The organism is Burkholderia sp. AW49-1, from assembly GCF_053427845.1.
Window position 1 is genome coordinate 251,634 of record NZ_JBSAXF010000008.1, and the last position, 15,915, is coordinate 267,548.

18 protein-coding genes and 1 pseudogene are annotated in these 15,915 nt (G+C 61.7%); 3 read left to right on the forward strand and 16 right to left on the reverse strand.

Annotation, left to right across the window (positions count from 1 at the left end):
• The first annotated feature begins 78 nt into the window (after positions 1-78).
• Complete coding sequence (locus tag ACV22W_RS15685) at positions 79-894, forward strand: DUF2971 domain-containing protein (protein ID WP_448020314.1); 816 nt, start codon at positions 79-81, stop codon at positions 892-894.
• A 95-nt stretch (positions 895-989) separates the two neighbouring features.
• On the opposite strand, the gene ACV22W_RS15690 is transcribed toward ACV22W_RS15685, so the two are convergent.
• The 12 genes from ACV22W_RS15690 to ACV22W_RS15745 form a co-directional block, all read right to left on the reverse strand.
• Positions 990-1,232, reverse strand: coding sequence for a hypothetical protein (locus ACV22W_RS15690; protein ID WP_448020315.1), 243 nt, complete (start codon positions 1,230-1,232; stop codon positions 990-992).
• Positions 1,233-1,385: 153 nt separating this feature from the next.
• A complete protein-coding gene (locus tag ACV22W_RS15695) occupies positions 1,386-1,700 on the reverse strand; it encodes a hypothetical protein (protein WP_448020317.1) in 315 nt (104 codons plus the stop codon).
• Between the two features lie 193 nt (positions 1,701-1,893).
• Positions 1,894-2,244 carry a hypothetical protein gene (locus tag ACV22W_RS15700; protein WP_448020318.1) on the reverse strand — a complete coding sequence of 117 codons (351 nt, stop codon included), beginning with the start codon at positions 2,242-2,244 and terminating at the stop codon, positions 1,894-1,896.
• Positions 2,245-2,335: 91 nt separating this feature from the next.
• Positions 2,336-4,366, reverse strand: coding sequence for a DUF5906 domain-containing protein (locus ACV22W_RS15705; protein WP_448020320.1), 2,031 nt, complete (start codon positions 4,364-4,366; stop codon positions 2,336-2,338).
• 124 nt (positions 4,367-4,490) lie between these two features.
• Positions 4,491-4,757, reverse strand: a complete 267-nt coding sequence (locus ACV22W_RS15710) for a hypothetical protein (protein WP_448020321.1) — start codon at positions 4,755-4,757, stop codon at positions 4,491-4,493.
• Positions 4,758-5,469: 712 nt separating this feature from the next.
• Positions 5,470-5,697 carry a hypothetical protein gene (locus tag ACV22W_RS15715; protein ID WP_448020322.1) on the reverse strand — a complete coding sequence of 76 codons (228 nt, stop codon included), beginning with the start codon at positions 5,695-5,697 and terminating at the stop codon, positions 5,470-5,472.
• A 157-nt stretch (positions 5,698-5,854) separates the two neighbouring features.
• Positions 5,855-6,052, reverse strand: coding sequence for a hypothetical protein (locus tag ACV22W_RS15720; RefSeq protein WP_448020323.1), 198 nt, complete (start codon positions 6,050-6,052; stop codon positions 5,855-5,857).
• On the reverse strand, positions 6,045-6,389 hold the full coding sequence (locus ACV22W_RS15725; protein WP_448020325.1) for a hypothetical protein: 345 nt from the start codon (positions 6,387-6,389) through the stop codon (positions 6,045-6,047). The genes ACV22W_RS15720 and ACV22W_RS15725 overlap by 8 nt, the downstream gene beginning before the upstream one ends.
• A 56-nt stretch (positions 6,390-6,445) precedes the next feature.
• Positions 6,446-7,255, reverse strand: coding sequence for an ankyrin repeat domain-containing protein (locus ACV22W_RS15730; RefSeq protein WP_448020327.1), 810 nt, complete (start codon positions 7,253-7,255; stop codon positions 6,446-6,448).
• 22 nt (positions 7,256-7,277) lie between these two features.
• On the reverse strand, positions 7,278-8,036 hold the full coding sequence (locus tag ACV22W_RS15735) for a hypothetical protein (RefSeq protein ID WP_448020329.1): 759 nt from the start codon (positions 8,034-8,036) through the stop codon (positions 7,278-7,280).
• Positions 8,020-8,670 carry a hypothetical protein gene (locus tag ACV22W_RS15740; RefSeq protein ID WP_448020331.1) on the reverse strand — a complete coding sequence of 217 codons (651 nt, stop codon included), beginning with the start codon at positions 8,668-8,670 and terminating at the stop codon, positions 8,020-8,022. Before ACV22W_RS15740 ends, ACV22W_RS15735 begins: the two co-directional genes overlap by 17 nt.
• Positions 8,671-8,941: 271 nt before the next feature.
• A complete protein-coding gene (locus tag ACV22W_RS15745; RefSeq protein ID WP_448020333.1) occupies positions 8,942-10,114 on the reverse strand; it encodes a tyrosine-type recombinase/integrase in 1,173 nt (390 codons plus the stop codon).
• On the opposite strand from ACV22W_RS15745, the gene ACV22W_RS15750 reads away from it, so the two are divergent.
• Positions 10,113-10,322, forward strand: a complete 210-nt coding sequence (locus tag ACV22W_RS15750; RefSeq protein ID WP_448020334.1) for a hypothetical protein — start codon at positions 10,113-10,115, stop codon at positions 10,320-10,322. The two genes, ACV22W_RS15745 and ACV22W_RS15750, sit on opposite strands and share 2 nt — an antisense overlap.
• A 193-nt stretch (positions 10,323-10,515) precedes the next feature.
• On the opposite strand, the gene istB is transcribed toward ACV22W_RS15750, so the two are convergent.
• From istB to ACV22W_RS15770, 4 genes and pseudogenes are all read right to left on the reverse strand, one after another.
• The gene (istB, locus tag ACV22W_RS15755) at positions 10,516-11,313 is read right to left on the reverse strand and encodes an IS21-like element helper ATPase IstB (RefSeq protein WP_021164205.1); all 798 of its coding nucleotides are present in this window, start codon (positions 11,311-11,313) and stop codon (positions 10,516-10,518) included.
• Positions 11,306-12,784, reverse strand: a complete 1,479-nt coding sequence (gene istA, locus ACV22W_RS15760; protein WP_419465573.1) for an IS21 family transposase — start codon at positions 12,782-12,784, stop codon at positions 11,306-11,308. Before istA ends, istB begins: the two co-directional genes overlap by 8 nt.
• 141 nt (positions 12,785-12,925) lie before the next feature.
• A pseudogene (locus ACV22W_RS15765) lies at positions 12,926-13,153 on the reverse strand (transposase); the annotation flags it as partial.
• Positions 13,154-14,037: 884 nt separating this feature from the next.
• A complete protein-coding gene (locus ACV22W_RS15770) occupies positions 14,038-14,913 on the reverse strand; it encodes a hypothetical protein (RefSeq protein WP_448020337.1) in 876 nt (291 codons plus the stop codon).
• A 483-nt stretch (positions 14,914-15,396) separates the two neighbouring features.
• On the opposite strand from ACV22W_RS15770, the gene ACV22W_RS15775 reads away from it, so the two are divergent.
• The coding region (locus ACV22W_RS15775) for a two-partner secretion domain-containing protein (protein ID WP_448020338.1) at positions 15,397-15,915 on the forward strand (519 nt) is incomplete at its 3' end.

The window sequence follows — 15,915 nt, forward strand, 5'->3', positions numbered from 1 at the left end:
AGATTGAGTGCCTGTCGAACGAACGCTACGTGCCGGGTGATGTAATCGCTTTGCCGTCAAATCCAGACCAAGACAAAAATGACGAACACGCTTCCAGACTCGCTAACTCACTACACAACGATCCAAGGCTTCATGGGCATCGTTGACTCGAAAGGTTTTTGGGCCTCCAACGCTTCCTTTCTCAACGACCGAAAGGAACTGGTACATGGTCTCGAAGGTGCCCAGCGCGCGATCGTCAAACTGAAGGGGGTACTCAATCCTTCGTTGCGCCGACTTCTTTCAACGGTTATTCAGGAAATCAAGGACGGCTTGCTTCCGGCCACGTACGTCACGTGTTTCTGTGCAAAAGATGACCTACTAAGCCAATGGCGCGGCTATGGTGGTTCGGAACAAGGGATCTCCATCCAGTTCGCGCGAGACGTTCTGGAAAAGAGAATGGCAAGGCAGAAAGCCAGACTCACCAAGGTCATTTATTCCGACTTTTCCACCGAAACAAAGGTGCGGCAAGCACTGGCCGAAGAAATGAAGGATCTCCTCGACTGGGAGAACGTTCTCGGCGGCCAATCTGATGATGAACGGAAGGCTGGAGTTTTTGAGGCTGTGTCGAAACTTCTTCCCCGCTTCAAACACCTAGGTTTTCAGGACGAAAGGGAATGGCGTTTCGTGGTTCAACATCCGGTCGAAGCCGCAGATCTGCTGTTCAGGCCGAAGGGGGCCGTTATCGCCCCGTACATTGTTCTCGGCATGGGGAAAGCGAAACTCCCCATGCAGTCGATCACGATTGGCCCTGGGCGCGAGATGGAGTTAACGCAAGCCAGTGTTCGATTGTTCCTCGATAGGCGGGGGTATGAGCATGTTCCCGTGAAGGTGTCACGCGTACCGTTCAGAGGTTGACCGGCATCATGCCGGCTCATCGGAGATGCCGACGCTTAAGAGAGAAAGCCCAAGTCTGGGCTTTCTCGTTAATAAAGTTCGTTCGCTTCGAGTTCTTACACCAAATCGCCACCTGTCACATTCGGGCTCTCGCTATGATTAGGAACGCCCTCGGGGTACTCCCATTCGGATTGGCTGTACGTGATCTCGTTCCCGCATTCGCAGGTGGCCTGACCTGTGGTGTCATATTGAATCTGCGCGCCCATATGCCGCTCTTCGCGATCGACCTCTCTGGTCGTTAGATCAATCTCAACAATCCTGCCACATTCTCCGCACTTCACCTTGGCGACATTACTCATGCGCTACCCCTATTGTGGTTGAAAACAGTCGCGATGCTTTGCCTTGTCTCGGCTTGCCAATATTACCTGCTTCGATGGCCCGCGCGGGGATGGCGCTGGTGCTGCCGAACCTGCCGTCAGGCAGGCCCTGAGCGGACGGCGGCGCCGGGGCGATCAGAACGGAGCGCCCTGCGTGAACTCAGCGTAGGTTTTTGCGAACGAGTGCCCGTACGCGGCGAGCGTCTTGGCCTTTAGGTCGACTGCCTCGGCCGGCAGGTCCGGCTCGTCGTTGGTCAGCCATTCGACGGCACGGATGCGCAGCGTGGCGAGGTCGGGCAGAACGTTGAAGCGCCGCACGATGTCGTCGACGAACCGGACCAGTTGACTGGGCTGGGTCGAGTAGCGGAACACCGGGGCCGGTTTGGCCGGCGAGGTGTCGTAGTCGTCGGTGTCGGAAAAGCCGATGCACTGGTCGAAGGCGATGGTCATGGTGGTGGCTCCGTGGTGAACAGGCCGGGATGGCCTGGTACCGCCCTATCCCGCGCGTGAGGCGGGCACCGGGGAGAGTTGAAAAAACAAAAGCCCGTGGGGTCACGGGCTTCGAACGTTGGCGCGGTGCGTCGCGCTGGTGTACTCAATAAAACTCCAGATCGACCGCGTGTCAACGTTCTGATGACATTTTTTAACGGGCGAAGCGTGGCCGAGCGGCGCTCGGCAGTACGGCGAACGTCGGGGCGTCGTAAGGGCCGATGCCGTCGAACGGGCGCAGCGGTTCCAGGCCGTCGACGACGAGGTGCATAACGCCGTTGTGCCGGTCGCACGCCCAGGCGTCGTCGAGCATCGCGGCCACGCCCGCGAAGAACGTGGCCTCCGGCTCGGGCTCGACGTTCGAGCGCGCGCAGTAGTCGGCGTACAGGCCGTGGATCGACGCCTTGCCGGTCCAAACGGTCGGCTCCGTGCGAACGTTGAAGTACCGCACGAAGCGCTCGCGCATGTCGGCGCCGGTGAAGGGGGCGAGGTTTTGATCGGTCATGATGAGCTCCAGGTGAAGGCGCCAGGCCGGCGCCGGTACCGCCCTATCCCGCACGTGAGGCGGGCACCGGGTCGGACGTTCGGCGGTCGGATCACACCGGCACGATGCCCTTCACGAGCAGCGGCACGTAGTCGATGCCGCCGCGCTGGTGACGGGTCCACGTCGTGCCGAAAAAGGCGTACATGTTGCGCCAGAAATGGACCTCGTTCAGGCGGTATTGCTCTTTCACGCCCGTGGCCTGGCAGTGCTTCACGTACAGCGGGTAGACCTCAAACTTCGGCGTGTGCTCGCCCGCGCTGGCCGCTTTCACGTCGTACGCGTCAACGAACGACGACACCGGGTTGTTCGACGCGATCACGCGGGCCTTCAACATTCGCACCGGGGCCGGGGCTTCGGCGTCGGGCATAAACCGCCCGCGTCGCACGAGCCGCACCGCTCCGTCGATCACGAAGTCCACCATCTGGAGCAGTTCGGCCGGGTTGCTCACGATCTGCTCGACGAGATCGGTGTTGATACCGCCCGGCTTCGTTTCGGCCTGCACGTCCCACGGGATGCAGCACAACCGGTCGGCGATCGCCCCGCTGGGGTCGTCGCGGTAGCGCGGCGGCTCGTTCGTGGCGATGATCAAGCGCCCGCGCGGGATCATGTTGATACTGGGCTTTCCCTTCCGCGTGACGTTGATCATGTCCGACGCGACCACGGCCTTGAACTCTTTAGCCGGGAAGTTTTCGGTTTCGGATGCGACGTACAGCGTCTTGCCGACCATCGACTCCATGGCGAAGTTTTCGGCCCACTTCTCGGGCTCGACCGCGGCCCAGGCCGGGTGAAACACGCGCGTGAGCAGCGACTGGAATGTGGACTTGCCGGAGCCCTTCGGGCCGACGAGCAGGATGGCCTTGCGCCACGTCTTGTCGCCCGTGACGGTTGAGCCCATCGCCTCGGCCACGTAGTTCACCATCTCCGGGTCGTCGTGGCACGCCGACAGGATGAACTCGCCGAACAGGCTGGCCTTGTCCAGCGGCGTCGTGGTGTAGACGCCGGAGCCCTTGTGGTCGAGCGGGCCGACGCGCTTCCAGTCGATCGACGCCTGGATGCAGGCGGTCGTGCCGAAGTGCGGCGCCGGCTTGTGCGCGAAGATCGACACGGTGCCGTCGGCGGCCTTGGCGATTTCGAGCACGGCGTTTTTCAACTGGATGTGGATTTTGCCCTTGCCCGGCGCCGGCTTCGCGTGCTCCTTGCGCAAGATCATCAAGGCGAACGTCAACATGCTGAACACGAGGCGGCTGGTCGCTTTGTCGGCCGTGTGTTGCAGCGTGAACGAGGCCGCGCGGTGCTCGTTGTCCTCGTCCGTCTGCGGCACCCAATACGTACCGTTGAACTTGTAGAACACGTCGTCGGTGTGTTGCGCGTTGTCGACCGACCGGCCGCCGGGCCGGTACGTGCTGTCGGCGATGCAGTAGTTCAAGTACTTCACTTCTGGCGTCACGTCATCCGGCTGGTTGGCGAGCGTTTCGAGCGCGTGCAGCGCTTCCTCGGCCTCGGCCTGGGCGCGCTGGGCGTCGTCGGCTTCGCCGGCCAGGCGCTCGGCCTCGGCCGTTGCACGCTCAACGGCCAGGCGGGCCGTGGCGATCTTCGCCTGCTCGCGTACCTGCGCCGTACCGGACAGCGTGGCCGCGACCGCTTCGCGTTCGGCCACTTTGTCCTCGGCCTTCGTTTTTGCGTTCAGAGCGCTCTTGGCCTTCGTGGCGGCGGCCTTGGCCTCGGCGGTCAAGGTCTTGACCTGGAGGCGCAGCGCCTTGACCTGCGACTTGCGGTCCTCTTCTTCGGGGCGGCCGGTTTCGATCGGCACGGTGCCGCGGCCTTCGAACGCACCACCGGCCGGCTCGTCGTTGCCGTCGCTGTCGTTCTCGTCGTCGAACACGTCCGACTCCGGCAGGTCGTCGTGCGGCAGGTCGGCCAGTGCGATGCCGTCCTCGTCGTCGTCGCCGAACCGCACGGGGCCATCGTCGGGCGTCGGCGCGAGGGCTGCGGCGCGGTGCGCCTTGAAGTCGAACACCGTGGCGGTGCCCGCCGGGCGGTACTGCAACGGGAACGCCGGACGGCGAGCGAGCGAGGTGGGCATGAAGGGCTCCTTGAAACTTGACGACGGAGCCGGTTCTCACTACGGTACAACGTGAACCGGCGCTTTAGAGGGTGCAGCGTTCAAACATCAGGACCAGTGCTTGCCGGCGCTGGTCTTTTCTTTTTCAGGCGGTGAACTTTTCGCGGACAGGCAAGCCGATGTCGGGGAACACGCTCGGGTCACGAACCAAAGCGATGATCGCGGCCCGCAGCATTTCCGTCGGCTTCATGCCGCGTTCCGCAGCCACCCGCGCCAGTTCGTCGCGCGCCTGGCTGGGCAGTCGCAAGCAAAGGGCCGCGTCGTAGCGGGTTCCGGCTTCGATGGTCATGCTCTTCTCCTCGTTGGTGAAACAAAAAAGCCCCAGGCTGTTTAGGCCGGGGGCTTCGGTCATGGCTTGCGCTCGGCAAGCCCGATGGTGAACGTTGGTCGGGGTGCGATGTTCCACGCCCCTGCCTACGTACCATACCGCCCCACGGCTCCGTGTCAACATCCTGATTACGTTTTTCTGCGGTACCGCGTGCTGCGTCCTGCTCGCCGTGCTCCGGCGCCAGCGATCGGGCCGAAGGCGGATCGGCCGGGCGCGAACGCGCTCCGGTCTTGTCGCCGCCCGCTTACCCGTGTTTTACCTGTGTCGGCGAGCCCCGCCTGCCGGGGTTCCAACGACTTACCTGTGTTTTACCTGTGTCGGCTCAAACCCTTATGGGACAAGGCTTTAAGCCAGATTTCATGGTCTCCAACACAAGTAAAACAGGTAAAACGTCGAATCGCCCTCACAACTGCTCGACCTCGTTTTAAAAATGAAAAACCGCACCGTCCCTGCTGCTCTCCGTTTTTGTTTTTGAAAACGCTTTTGCTCTTCAGCGCCGTACCGCCGGATTTACCTGTTTTACCTGTGTCGCGCCCCGCGAACCCCGACCCCATAAGGCTTTGCGCTCACGGGTAAGCCGAAAAACCACCTGTTTTTACCTGTGTTTACCCGTGTCGAAACCGTCGTTTTGCTTTCACTCGGCGGTCCCGACGCTCGCGGAACCCAAAAACGGGCGGCTATCGCCGCCCCTGGCCGACCCGCTACCGCCTGCTGCTGGCGCCGTCGGGTCTGCTGGTCAATCCCGCTTCGCTGCCGGCAACGCGGCCAGTTTCGCGGTGTCCCGATGGAAGTTGCGGATCGCACGCCAGTCGCCGGGCGAATACGGTATGGTCATTTTTCGGCCGTTGGGCGCGATCAGTTTCGCGTGCTTGCTCCGGCCCGCAGTTCTGTATTGCCAGCCACTTTTCACGAGCGCGGTGATGGCGTCGTTGAAATCGTGGTCGCTGCTGTAATGCTTGCTCACGTGTTTCTCCAGTCGTCGGTGGTTGGGAAAGTGCCCCGACGAACCGGGCGGGTGCCGGGCCTGTCTCCCGGCGGGTCGCGTGGTGCTGCTGGTACATCTGGCGGCCGACGACTCGGCCGTCAAGGTTTCGTGCGGGCGCGTTGGAGCCCCGCTGCGGTTACTCGATCCCGGCCGCCTCGTTCGCCTCGGCCAGCGGCCAGAGCGCGTGGTAAAACTCGGTGCTGCTCATCGTCTTCGACCAATCCGGGCAAAACTCGATGTAGGACGTGTACATGTCCGCCCCGTTGTGGTTCAGGTGCCAATGCGTCACCGGGCCGTCCCACACTTCGATCAGCCAGCGTTCGAGATCAGTCATCGCTCAAGCCCTCGAAAAGCCCAGCATCCATCTCATCGCTGGAGCATGCCGTGTCGCGCAACATCGCCTCGATTACGCCGGCCGGATGAGGGCGCTGGGGCGGTTGCCGTTCCTCCTCGTCCCACTCGGCCGGGTAGCCGTACCGATCACGGAAGTCGCGATCGGTTTCGACGACCACCGGGCCGCCTTCCTCGTCGTCGTCGGGCTGTTTGATGAAGGCGGCGATCCGTGCCAGCCCGTCGCGGTAGTGCTGCTGAACCTTTGCTGCGAGTTCCGCGCGTGCTTCGGGGGGCATCCCGTAGAACGGCTCGCGCTTTTGGTTGGTGCGGTTGGTCATGGTGATGGCTCCTGGTTAGGCAAGGTTGTGGGTTATGAACATGGCGTCGTGGCGTTTCAGAGCCGCGAGCGCTCGCGCACCGCGACGGGTTCCGCGACGTTGCGCAGCACGGTACGCAGCACGCCGGCCTCGCGTTTCGCGGTCAGTTCCGCGAGCGTCTGGCGCGCTGCCTCGTGGCGGCCGATCACGGCCATCGGATCGGCCCCGGCGCGCACGAGCGCGCGAATCGCGAGCGTGTGGTTGCTCGCGACCGCCTCGGCCAGCACGGCTTCGCTCGGCTCGGCCCCGGCGTCGAGCAACGCGCGCAAAACGCGCACGTCGGCGCGCATCCCACCGTTGTGGCGGTAATCGCGCTCCCAGCGCGTGTCGTTCTCGCCCGTGACGGCGAGGAACAACGGCGTTCCGCTTTCGCATGAGGCGTTCACGTCCGCGCCGGCGTCGATCAGCGCCTTGACCGCCTTCGGGGCGAGGCGCAACGCCGCGGTGTGCAGCGGCGTTGCGTTGTCGTCGTCGCGCGCGTCGATGGTGGCCCCGGCTTCGCAAAGCGCCTTGATGGTGTCCGCGTTGTTCTTCCACGCCGCGCTGTGCAACGGCGTGACGCCGCAGGCGTCCGGCTTGTCGATCGTCGCGCCGTGCTTCAGCAGCATGCGAACCATCGCCGCATCGCCGAACATCGCGGCGCTGTGCAGCAGCGTGCGCTTCGAGTCCTCGGCGTTGACGGGGTAGCCGGCCTCGAGCAGCGCTTCGAGGCTTTCGGGATCGTGCGCGTAGATCGCCTCGTGCGCACGCGACCATCCTTTCGACAGGTCGAACAACGGGTCGGCCCCGGCGGGCCAATCGAGGGGCAGTTCGAGGTTCATGCTCATGGTATTTTCTCCGGTGGATGGATCAGTTCAGGACGGCGCCGGCTTCGGCGTTCATGCCTTTGAGTTCGGCGCGGCGTTGGTCAAGCAAGGCCAGCGCGTCGTCGCCGTCGTTCATCAGGGCAATCGCGTGGTCCAGCACCTCGGCCGTGATGCCGTGCTCGGCGGCGATGTTGATGCGCGTCTGGTCGCAAAACGCCTCGTACGCCGGATCGGCCTGCGCGTCGTCCCAGAGTGCGTCGCGTTCGTCGTCATCGTCCGGGTCGCTGGCGTTCTGCTCGATGTAGTCCTCGATCCACTCGTCCTGTGCTTCGCTGTACGCGCGCTCGGCGGCGATCGCACGGTCGACCGTGTCCTTGTCCATCGCGGCCAGCACGTTGACGGGTTCCTTCTGGTCGGCGATGTCGTTCACGGCGTCGCAGAACTCGTCCCATTCGAGCACGTTGCCGTCGTCGTAGAACGCGCCGCACATCTCGCACGTCAACAGGTAGTCGTCGTACATGTCTTTTTGGCGAACGTCGCTGTCATGCGTGATCGGAAACGGGTACGTCACCTGGCTCCAAATCGCCCATGCGCGAGCCTTCGCGTCCAACCCGACGCCGATGCCGAGCGCCGTGGCCTTGGCGATGCCGTCCGCAATGTCGGCGCGCGTCTCGGCGGCCATGATGTCGAAGATCGTCATGCCGCTGATGGTGGTGTCGATGGTGCTCATAAAATGCACTCCTAAATGGTGTGATGGATGTATCAAACAAACCAAATCATTTGTATTAGTGGCGGGTGGCACCCCCCATCGGGGCGAGTTCGGCGGACGCGAACACAACGTCGTCGCCCAGTTTTTCCCCGGTCATGAGTTCGGCGACCTTGCGCATGACGGCCGGGTTGTTCATGGCCCGGCCGCTGGCGAGGCGGGCGCGGCCGTAGTCCAGTACGTCGCCGGTGTAGCGGTTCACGATGGCAAGGCTCACGGTGCCGTCCGGGCGCCGCACGACCGCGGCCTGCATCGACTCGGCGTCGATGCCTTGGCGGTCCGACTCGCGTTCGAGCAGGCGGATCACCTCGCGGTGCTTGTGCGCACGAGCGAAGTCCAGCGACGAGAGTTCGAAGCCGTTCTTGTCGTACGCGACGGCGTGAAGTTCGACGCCTGCGTCGATCAAGAGGCGGCAGATTTCCGCGCTCCCGCGCCCCGCGGCAAGGTGAAGCATGGACATGTGTTGGTGCGGTCCAAGGTGGCACGCGAGGCGGACAAGGGGAACGGGCGAGGGGGCACGCAGAGCGGCCTTCACACCGGCGTGATCCGCGTCGCGAATGGCAACGAACAACGCCATCTGGCGCTTGGCCAGCGTGTCGAGCTGCTCGCGGGTAAGGCGGGCAAGGATGTCGTCGAGCGACGGGGTGGTGTTGGTGTTGCGGTCTTGCATGGCACGCTCCAGTTGCACCGCGGGATTTGCGGTGAGCGGAATGTACCCAGGCGAGGAGGGCGTCGTACAGCGAGTGGGTTGCAGCGTGTTGCGAGGTGTTGGATCGGCCGGAAAGCCTTGCCCGGCGGGCCTCGGCGGGCGGTGCGGTTCGCCCGTGGTGACGGCGCGTGAGCGGGATCGGGCCTCCGGCCCAGGTTTTGAGCGCGAGGGATGGGCCGGCTCAACGCCCGACGAACGGGCGTGAGCGGGCGGGGAGCGTCGGCGCCCCGACCTATGCTTTGGAGGTGGTCTTGCGCGCCGGGCGCTTCTTCTTCGGCGTGAGCCAGCCGGCGGCTTCAGCCAAGTCGTCGGTGGTTGGGTTGTAGTAGCGCGCGAGCATCCGCATGTCCCTATGGCCTGTAAACTTCGAAAGCTTCAGCGGATCGTGGACGACTTTGGCGAGCGCCGTGGTCGCAGTGTGCCGAAAGTCGTGTACGCGCAGGTCCGCGATCTGCGGGTTGCTCTCCATCACGCGATCGCGCCCACGAATCCAGGCGCGGGTGATCGCGTCGGGCCGGATGCCCACCGGCTTCTCGCGCGTGTCCTTCGGGCTTTTCAGCACGAACCCGTAGCGTTTCGCGGCTGGGATCGCTTTGAGCAATGCGACCACGCCGGGCGGCAGTGGGATCGCCCTCGATGTGCCGTTTTTTGTGTTGCGAAAGAGGGCGGACGGATGCCCGGGGCCGTCGATCGACACGTCGTCCCACTGCAGCGCGGCGATTTCGCCACGGCGCGCGGGCGTTTCGAGCAGCATGCGCAGGCCCAGGCGGGTCGGGGCGGAACCGGCCGCGGCGAGCACGCTATCGACCTCGACCTTGCTGGCGATGCGCTCGCGGGCGTCGTTCACCGGCAAGTTCAGGTCTTGCAGCAGGTTGTTGGCGAGCCAAGCCCGGCCGGGCTGCTTGGCCTCGTGCGCAAGCGCGCGCGAGAAAATCGATAAGAACTGGTTGATCGACGCCGGGGCGTACCCGCGCTTTTGCATCGCCGGGCTGTCGCGCCAGTCCTTGAAGTCTTGCCGGTGCAGGTTCTCCAGGCGCTGGTCGAGCAGCATCGCGCTGCCGGCCAAGCCGCCTTTGGGGGCCATGAGTTGCCCGATGCGCGACTCTTCCTTGGCCTTGCCTTTGTGCAGCGGCACTTCGTCGTCGAGGTAGCGCTGCACCGCCTGGCGCAAGGTGCCCTCGCGGTTTTCGACGACGTGCGGCGAGCGTCCGGCGGTGATCGCCTGCAAGGCTTGGTTCGCCCGCGCGCTCGCCCGGTTGAACGCGTCGCGCCGGCTCGCTTCGTTGCCCTCGACGAAGGGAAAGGTCTCATCGACGCGCCAGCCCTTGCGTTGAATGCGGACTTGCCAGCCCTTGCCGCGCTTCTCGTAGACGTTGGGGGCGTTCAAGTCTTGCCGTGCTGCCATGACCGGCTCCGAGGGAAAAAATGATGGTACATTTTCCCCAGATTTGCTTTCTGTAGCAACCGATGTTATTGTGAACCTGATTAAAGCCTTTTCAGATAAGGGTCTTGGCGTGTGGATTGAGTTCTGGGCTTCGGCTTCGCAATGCGAAGGTCGGGAGTTCGATCCTCCTCCGCTCCACCATAAATTCCCTTTAAAACCGGCCACTTAGGTCGGTTTTTTCATTTGGGCGCTACTTCCGTCATCGTCTGGTTTGACACCCCGCCGGGTGACATCAGGGTGACAGGCGGGTGCCTGTCTGAGCGCGAGAATGACACATGGGCTGCCGCACGTGTTGATTTCCACCGAGTCTTAACCCACCGATTTCATCTAAATCTGACCCACCCCGAGACAGCGTAGTACATCTATTCCGGTGTGGATAACTCTTCGTTACCCTCTGGTTTTGCCGCTCTTTTTCTTGTTGTCTTTGCCTTGGCAGAACTGGTCCTGAAGCGCCACGATTCATTGCCCGTTTCGACGATGTGGCAGTGATGGGTGACGCGGTCCAGCAGCGCTGTCGTCATCTTTGCATCCCCGAACACGCTCGCCCACTCGCCGAAGCTGAGATTGGTCGTGATCGCGACGCTCGTGTGCTCGTATAGCTTTGAGAGCAGATGGAACAGCAATGCACCGCCGGTCTGGCTGAACGGCAGATAGCCCAGTTCGTCGAGGATCACCAGATCGACGTACATCAGCTTGTGGGCAATCTGGCCTTGTTTGCCGATGGACTTCTCCTGCTCCAGGGCGTTGGTCAGCTCGACGGTCGAGAAGTAGCGCACACGCTTGCCGTGGCGCTGTACGGCTTCGATTCCGATCGCTGAGGCGAGGTGCGTCTTGCCAGTGCCCGGACCACCGATGAACACGACGTTGTGCGCGCTTGCGAGGAACGACAGCTCGCTCAGTTCGCGCACCAGCGCTTCGTCGACGTGTGCCTGCGCGAAGTCGAAGCCCTTCAGGTCGCGGTGTGCCGGGAAGCGCGCAGCGGTCATTTGATAGGCGATCGAGCGCACCTGCCGTTCGGCGGTTTCAGCCATCAACAGCTGCTTCATGAAGCGCTCCGGCTCGAAGTCAGTGTGACGCGACTGCGCGAGCAGCTCCGGCCATGTGCTCGCCATGCCGTGCAGTTTAAGACCCTTGAGCTGGGCCGCGATATCGTTAGACATGACGATCCTCCGGTGGGTTGGCGCGCAGCGTCTCGTAACGGCCCACGTCGGCCGCGGGCTCTTCCTTGAGCTGGAGTTTCGTCGTGGCGAGCCTGCCATTCGTGACGGGCGCCTTCAGCCGGCTCAGCACGTTCAGGACGTGCTCTGCGCTGGGGCGTCCTGAATCCAGCGCAGCCTGTACGGCGAGCAGCACCGCATCGAGCCCGTGTTCGCGCACCGCAGCGAGCACCTGCGTCATGACGCGATCGCCGCCCGGGTGTTTCAGCAGATGCCGCTGCAGCAGTTGCAGCGGCTGCGGCATCGTGATGAACGGTGCGCCGTTGCGCAGTGCACCGGGTTTGCGCTCGACCAGCGTGACGTAGTGGCGCCAATCGTAGAAGGTCATGTGCCGCTCGAAGCTGCGTTCGTGGCGTGCGATCTCCTGGGCGTTGGCGACGACGCTGAGATATGCCGGATAGCAGCGCACGCTCACCAACTGGTTCGTGTACTCGGTGGGCACGCTGTATCGGTTGCGTTGGAAGTGAATCAGGCTGGTCGACGAGACTCGCAGGGTCTGCTCGATGTAGCCGTCGAACGGCCGTGGATTGGGCATCAGCCGGGTACGCTCGTCCTGCAGCACATCCTCGACTGTCAGTTCAGGCCACTGCGGGTGCCGCATGTGCCACGCCTCACGACACTGACCAGCGACCCATTCGTTCAGGATCTCCAGCGTTTCCCAGCGCCGTAGCGCTGCTTCGTGCCAGATCTGACGTCGCCGGTCCTGAACGTTCTTCTCGACGATGCCTTTCTCCCAGCCTGCGGCCCGGTTGCAGAATTCCGGCTCGAACAGGTAGTGACTGCACATCGCTTCGAAGCGCGCGTTGACCGCACGCTCCTTGCCGCGGCCAACCTTGTCCACCGCGGTCTTCATGTTGTCGTAGATGCCGCGCCGCGGCACGCCGCCGAACGCGGCGAATGCGCGGGCGTGTGCGTCGAACAGCATCTCGTGACTCTGGGTGGGATAGGCGACGAGCCAGAACGCGCGGCTAGAGTTAAGTTTGACGTGGGCGACCTCCAGGCGTCGCCGTAGCCCGCCAACAAACGCGTATTCGCAGCTCCAGTCAAACTGGAAGGCTTCGCCGGGTTCGAAGGCGAGCGGCACGAAGGCCTTCCTGCGAGGCGCCTCAGCCTGCTCCTCGTGCCAACGCCTCACGAACGCGCTCACGCGGCCGTAGCTGCCGGCGTAACCCGCGGCGCGGATCGCCTCGAACATGAACCGGGCGGTGCGCCGGTCACGCTTCGGGCGATGACTGTCGGCACGCAGCCAACCTGTCAGCTGTGCGGCCCAGTCGTCGATGACGCTCGGGCTGACGCGCTTCGGATACTTCGGCTCGACAGCATCAGTCTGCCGTAGCCAGCGGCGCACCGTGTTTCGGGACAGGCCCGTACGCCGCGCAATCTCGCGCAGCGGGACCTTCTCGCGGAAATACATCCGCCTGATCTTGGCCAATATGCCCACCGTGATCACCTTTGTATCCCCTGCTCAAAGATTGAGCAGGGCATTCAATCACGTGGGTCAAAATTCGATGAAAATTTGCAGCTCTAGTGGGTCAGTTCTGTGCGGACATCAACAGATACGCGCCTCGAGTTCCTGAATACGCTGTTGATCCGGCGTGATTGCCTTGCCCTGCGGCGTGACGCCCTGGCGTTCCATCTGAAGTTGCTGCACCCAGCGGCGCAGCACCGTCTCGCCGACGCCGACCGAGCGGCTTGCTTCCATATGGCTATAACCCTGGTCGAGCACCAGACAGGCGGCTTGCTGTTTGAACTCCGGGGAAAACGTACGTCGTTGCTTGCTCATCAGACACCTCTTCATGGCGACCATTCTCGCCTAAATCAGTGTCCGGATTCATTAGACCACTACACAAAGCCTTGCGGCTGGAGAGGCATGCAGGTAGCGGGGCGACCAGACAGGCTGGGGTGGCCGCGGGCTGATCTGGTCAAGACCTGTAGAATCACCCATACTCTCGCAGGGTCGATGCTTCCCAAGTTGAGCGAAAACAGGGGCTATATTCAGGGTGAGTACGTTTTCGACCAAGCCAAAGAAAGAGGGGTTGATGGAGAGTGTCAATCTGCCCCCGCTAATGCGGCGCTCCGAGTCGAATCATCTCTGGCGCCACCAAAATATCGCTGGAAAGAGGCGCTGACATTTTCTCAGACGTGTTCTTAACCTTTCTTCATTTTTTTGATGCGCATGCTTGATGACAAGGCGATAAGAAAAGCTCTAATTTCGATGTTGAATGCACGAAGCCCGAAGCCGAAATTGCTTGTCCAGGAACTGGGCGTGCACAACAGTAACGCTATTGTCGACGTCGCCGCTATTTATTCCGAGCTTCACGGGTTTGAGATTAAGGGTGAAGGCGACAGTGTTTCTCGCGTAGGTCACCGCACGAGTCAATGCGTAGGAGTGCGGTGAAAAATCTGATAAGCCACAATGAATCTGAGGATGATGTTGATGTGAAAAATATTGCTTAATTTGGCTATGGATTTGGTGGTTTTGATCGAAAAAATTGTTCGCCTCACTCACTGAGACAGAGTCGATAAGTCGATTTCATTGCCGGCTAGGTCGTTGGCCTTTGTGCCTAACCGTAAGGAGAACGGCCCTGCCGTGACAAGCGCGGGCACTTGCTCAGCAAGCTACAGCAATCTCCGTTCCGAAAAGTGCAGGAAACTCACGTGCGGCGCCTATCGCTCGGGAGATGCGCTCTTGGATACTGCCGTTGTCCAAGGCGCGAGCTCGCCCTCTTTCAAGACGATTCCGGTGTAAGGCGAACCGGAATCAACGGTGGAGCGGAACACGTTTCCTATGCCGTCGAATTTGGCAGCTACGCCATGCAAAAACAAGGTCGCTTTTTTGTCGACTATTTCTGAGAGATAGTCTGGAGCCAAATTCCGTTTGTTCAGCACCATCCGCAAAGGGAATTTTTTGGCTTCGTATTGAAATCTCTTTCTGCTTTCGATGAGATAGCAATAATCGAGTTCGACGACAGTGGCTGCGCCGAAGATGATCCGCTCACGCACATTCAGTGAGTCGATATCGTCGGGCGCGTTACCGAGAAATGTAAACGCAGTTGCGTACGTCAAGTTCCGGTTCGCGACAGCTAACGGTTGCACTGCTCGCTCACTGGGCGTCATGCGTGCCCAAGCATCAATCACTTCCTCGAGTGTCCCCGGATGCAGTGCGGGGAGCGCCCGAACTACTGCAGCAAGCTGCAGCAGTTCGTCCTTTGTCGGAGCACGAGATTTTTGTTTTATCGTTGGTCCCGAACCGAGAACATTCGGGATCGGCTTTGCCGGTACGTCTGAGGGTCTCGGTTTAGGCGAATCGGGATTGAGCGAAGACTCTGTAGAGCGAGCCTCATTGGGGCAGCCAGCGGCATGTCTGTTGGGAGCATAGAAATATGTGTTCACCCTCTGCTTTGGGTACACCTTCGCAAGGCAGGCTTCATGCGGACAATAACAGGTGAACTCATACTTCGTTCTGGCGGCATACGCATACTCCGCTGTGACTTTTGATTCGAGTTGCCAGCACAAAGCTTCAGTCATCAATTCGTCGCGCAATGCTCCACCTCCAAGAATTCCAACATGCCGCACGTGGCGATAGTCTCACACCTTCTCAGGTATTGCGCGGCTTCAGTCGGTTGGACGTGGCCTCGCGATAGCGAATCAGGTTGTGCGTCCAATAATGGGCCTGTCAATTGTGTCAGGGTGCATGGGCGGCTTCCCATCAATCTCGAAAGACCCTTGTGCGAATAATCGCACGTCACAACGCTCAACTGCTGAACAAAATTCGATTCGTCGTTTGGCTCCGAGTGCGTAACAGACGGGCATCCGATAGGCACGTCAGAAGTTGATCTGGTTTGCCGCCTGTATGCTTTTGGAACTTGACCGGAGATGCCCGAGTGCATGTCAATTGGACGAATCTGAAATTTGAAATTTGTGGTTTTCCGTCAACAGCTTGGCAATTGTTGACAGTTACCTTTCATGGTTTCGGTAGGCTCTCGTCCAATAACCAACAAATGGACGCGGGACGCGTCGACGAGAATGAACAAGAATACGCACCGCCTGGTGTATTCCAGGCTTCGGGGTATGGTGGTGGCCGTCGCGGAGACTGCGACGGCTGAAGGCAAATCGGCAACGGGAGAGATACGCGCACAGCGGCGGTCGTCGGCGTCCGGCGCTCGCGTTGTGATGGCGGGCATCGCTGCGCTCGGCATGCTACCCACCCTGTCCGGTGCGCAGATCGTTCCGACGCCTGGCACCAGCACGCAGGTAATCCAAACGCCGAACGGCCTGCCGCAAGTCAACGTGGCGCGTCCGTCGAGTGCGGGCGTCTCGGTCAACACCTACAACCAGTTCGACGTGCAGCGCGCTGGCGCGATCCTGAACAACTCGGCCACGATGGTTCAGACGCAGCAGGCGGGCTGGATCAACGGCAACCCGAATTACGGCGCCGGACAGGCCGCGCGGATCATCGTCAACCAGGTCAACAGCCCGAACCCCTCTCAAATTCGCGGCGCTTTGGAGATCGCAGGCGCTCGCGCGGAGCTCGTCCTGGCGAAT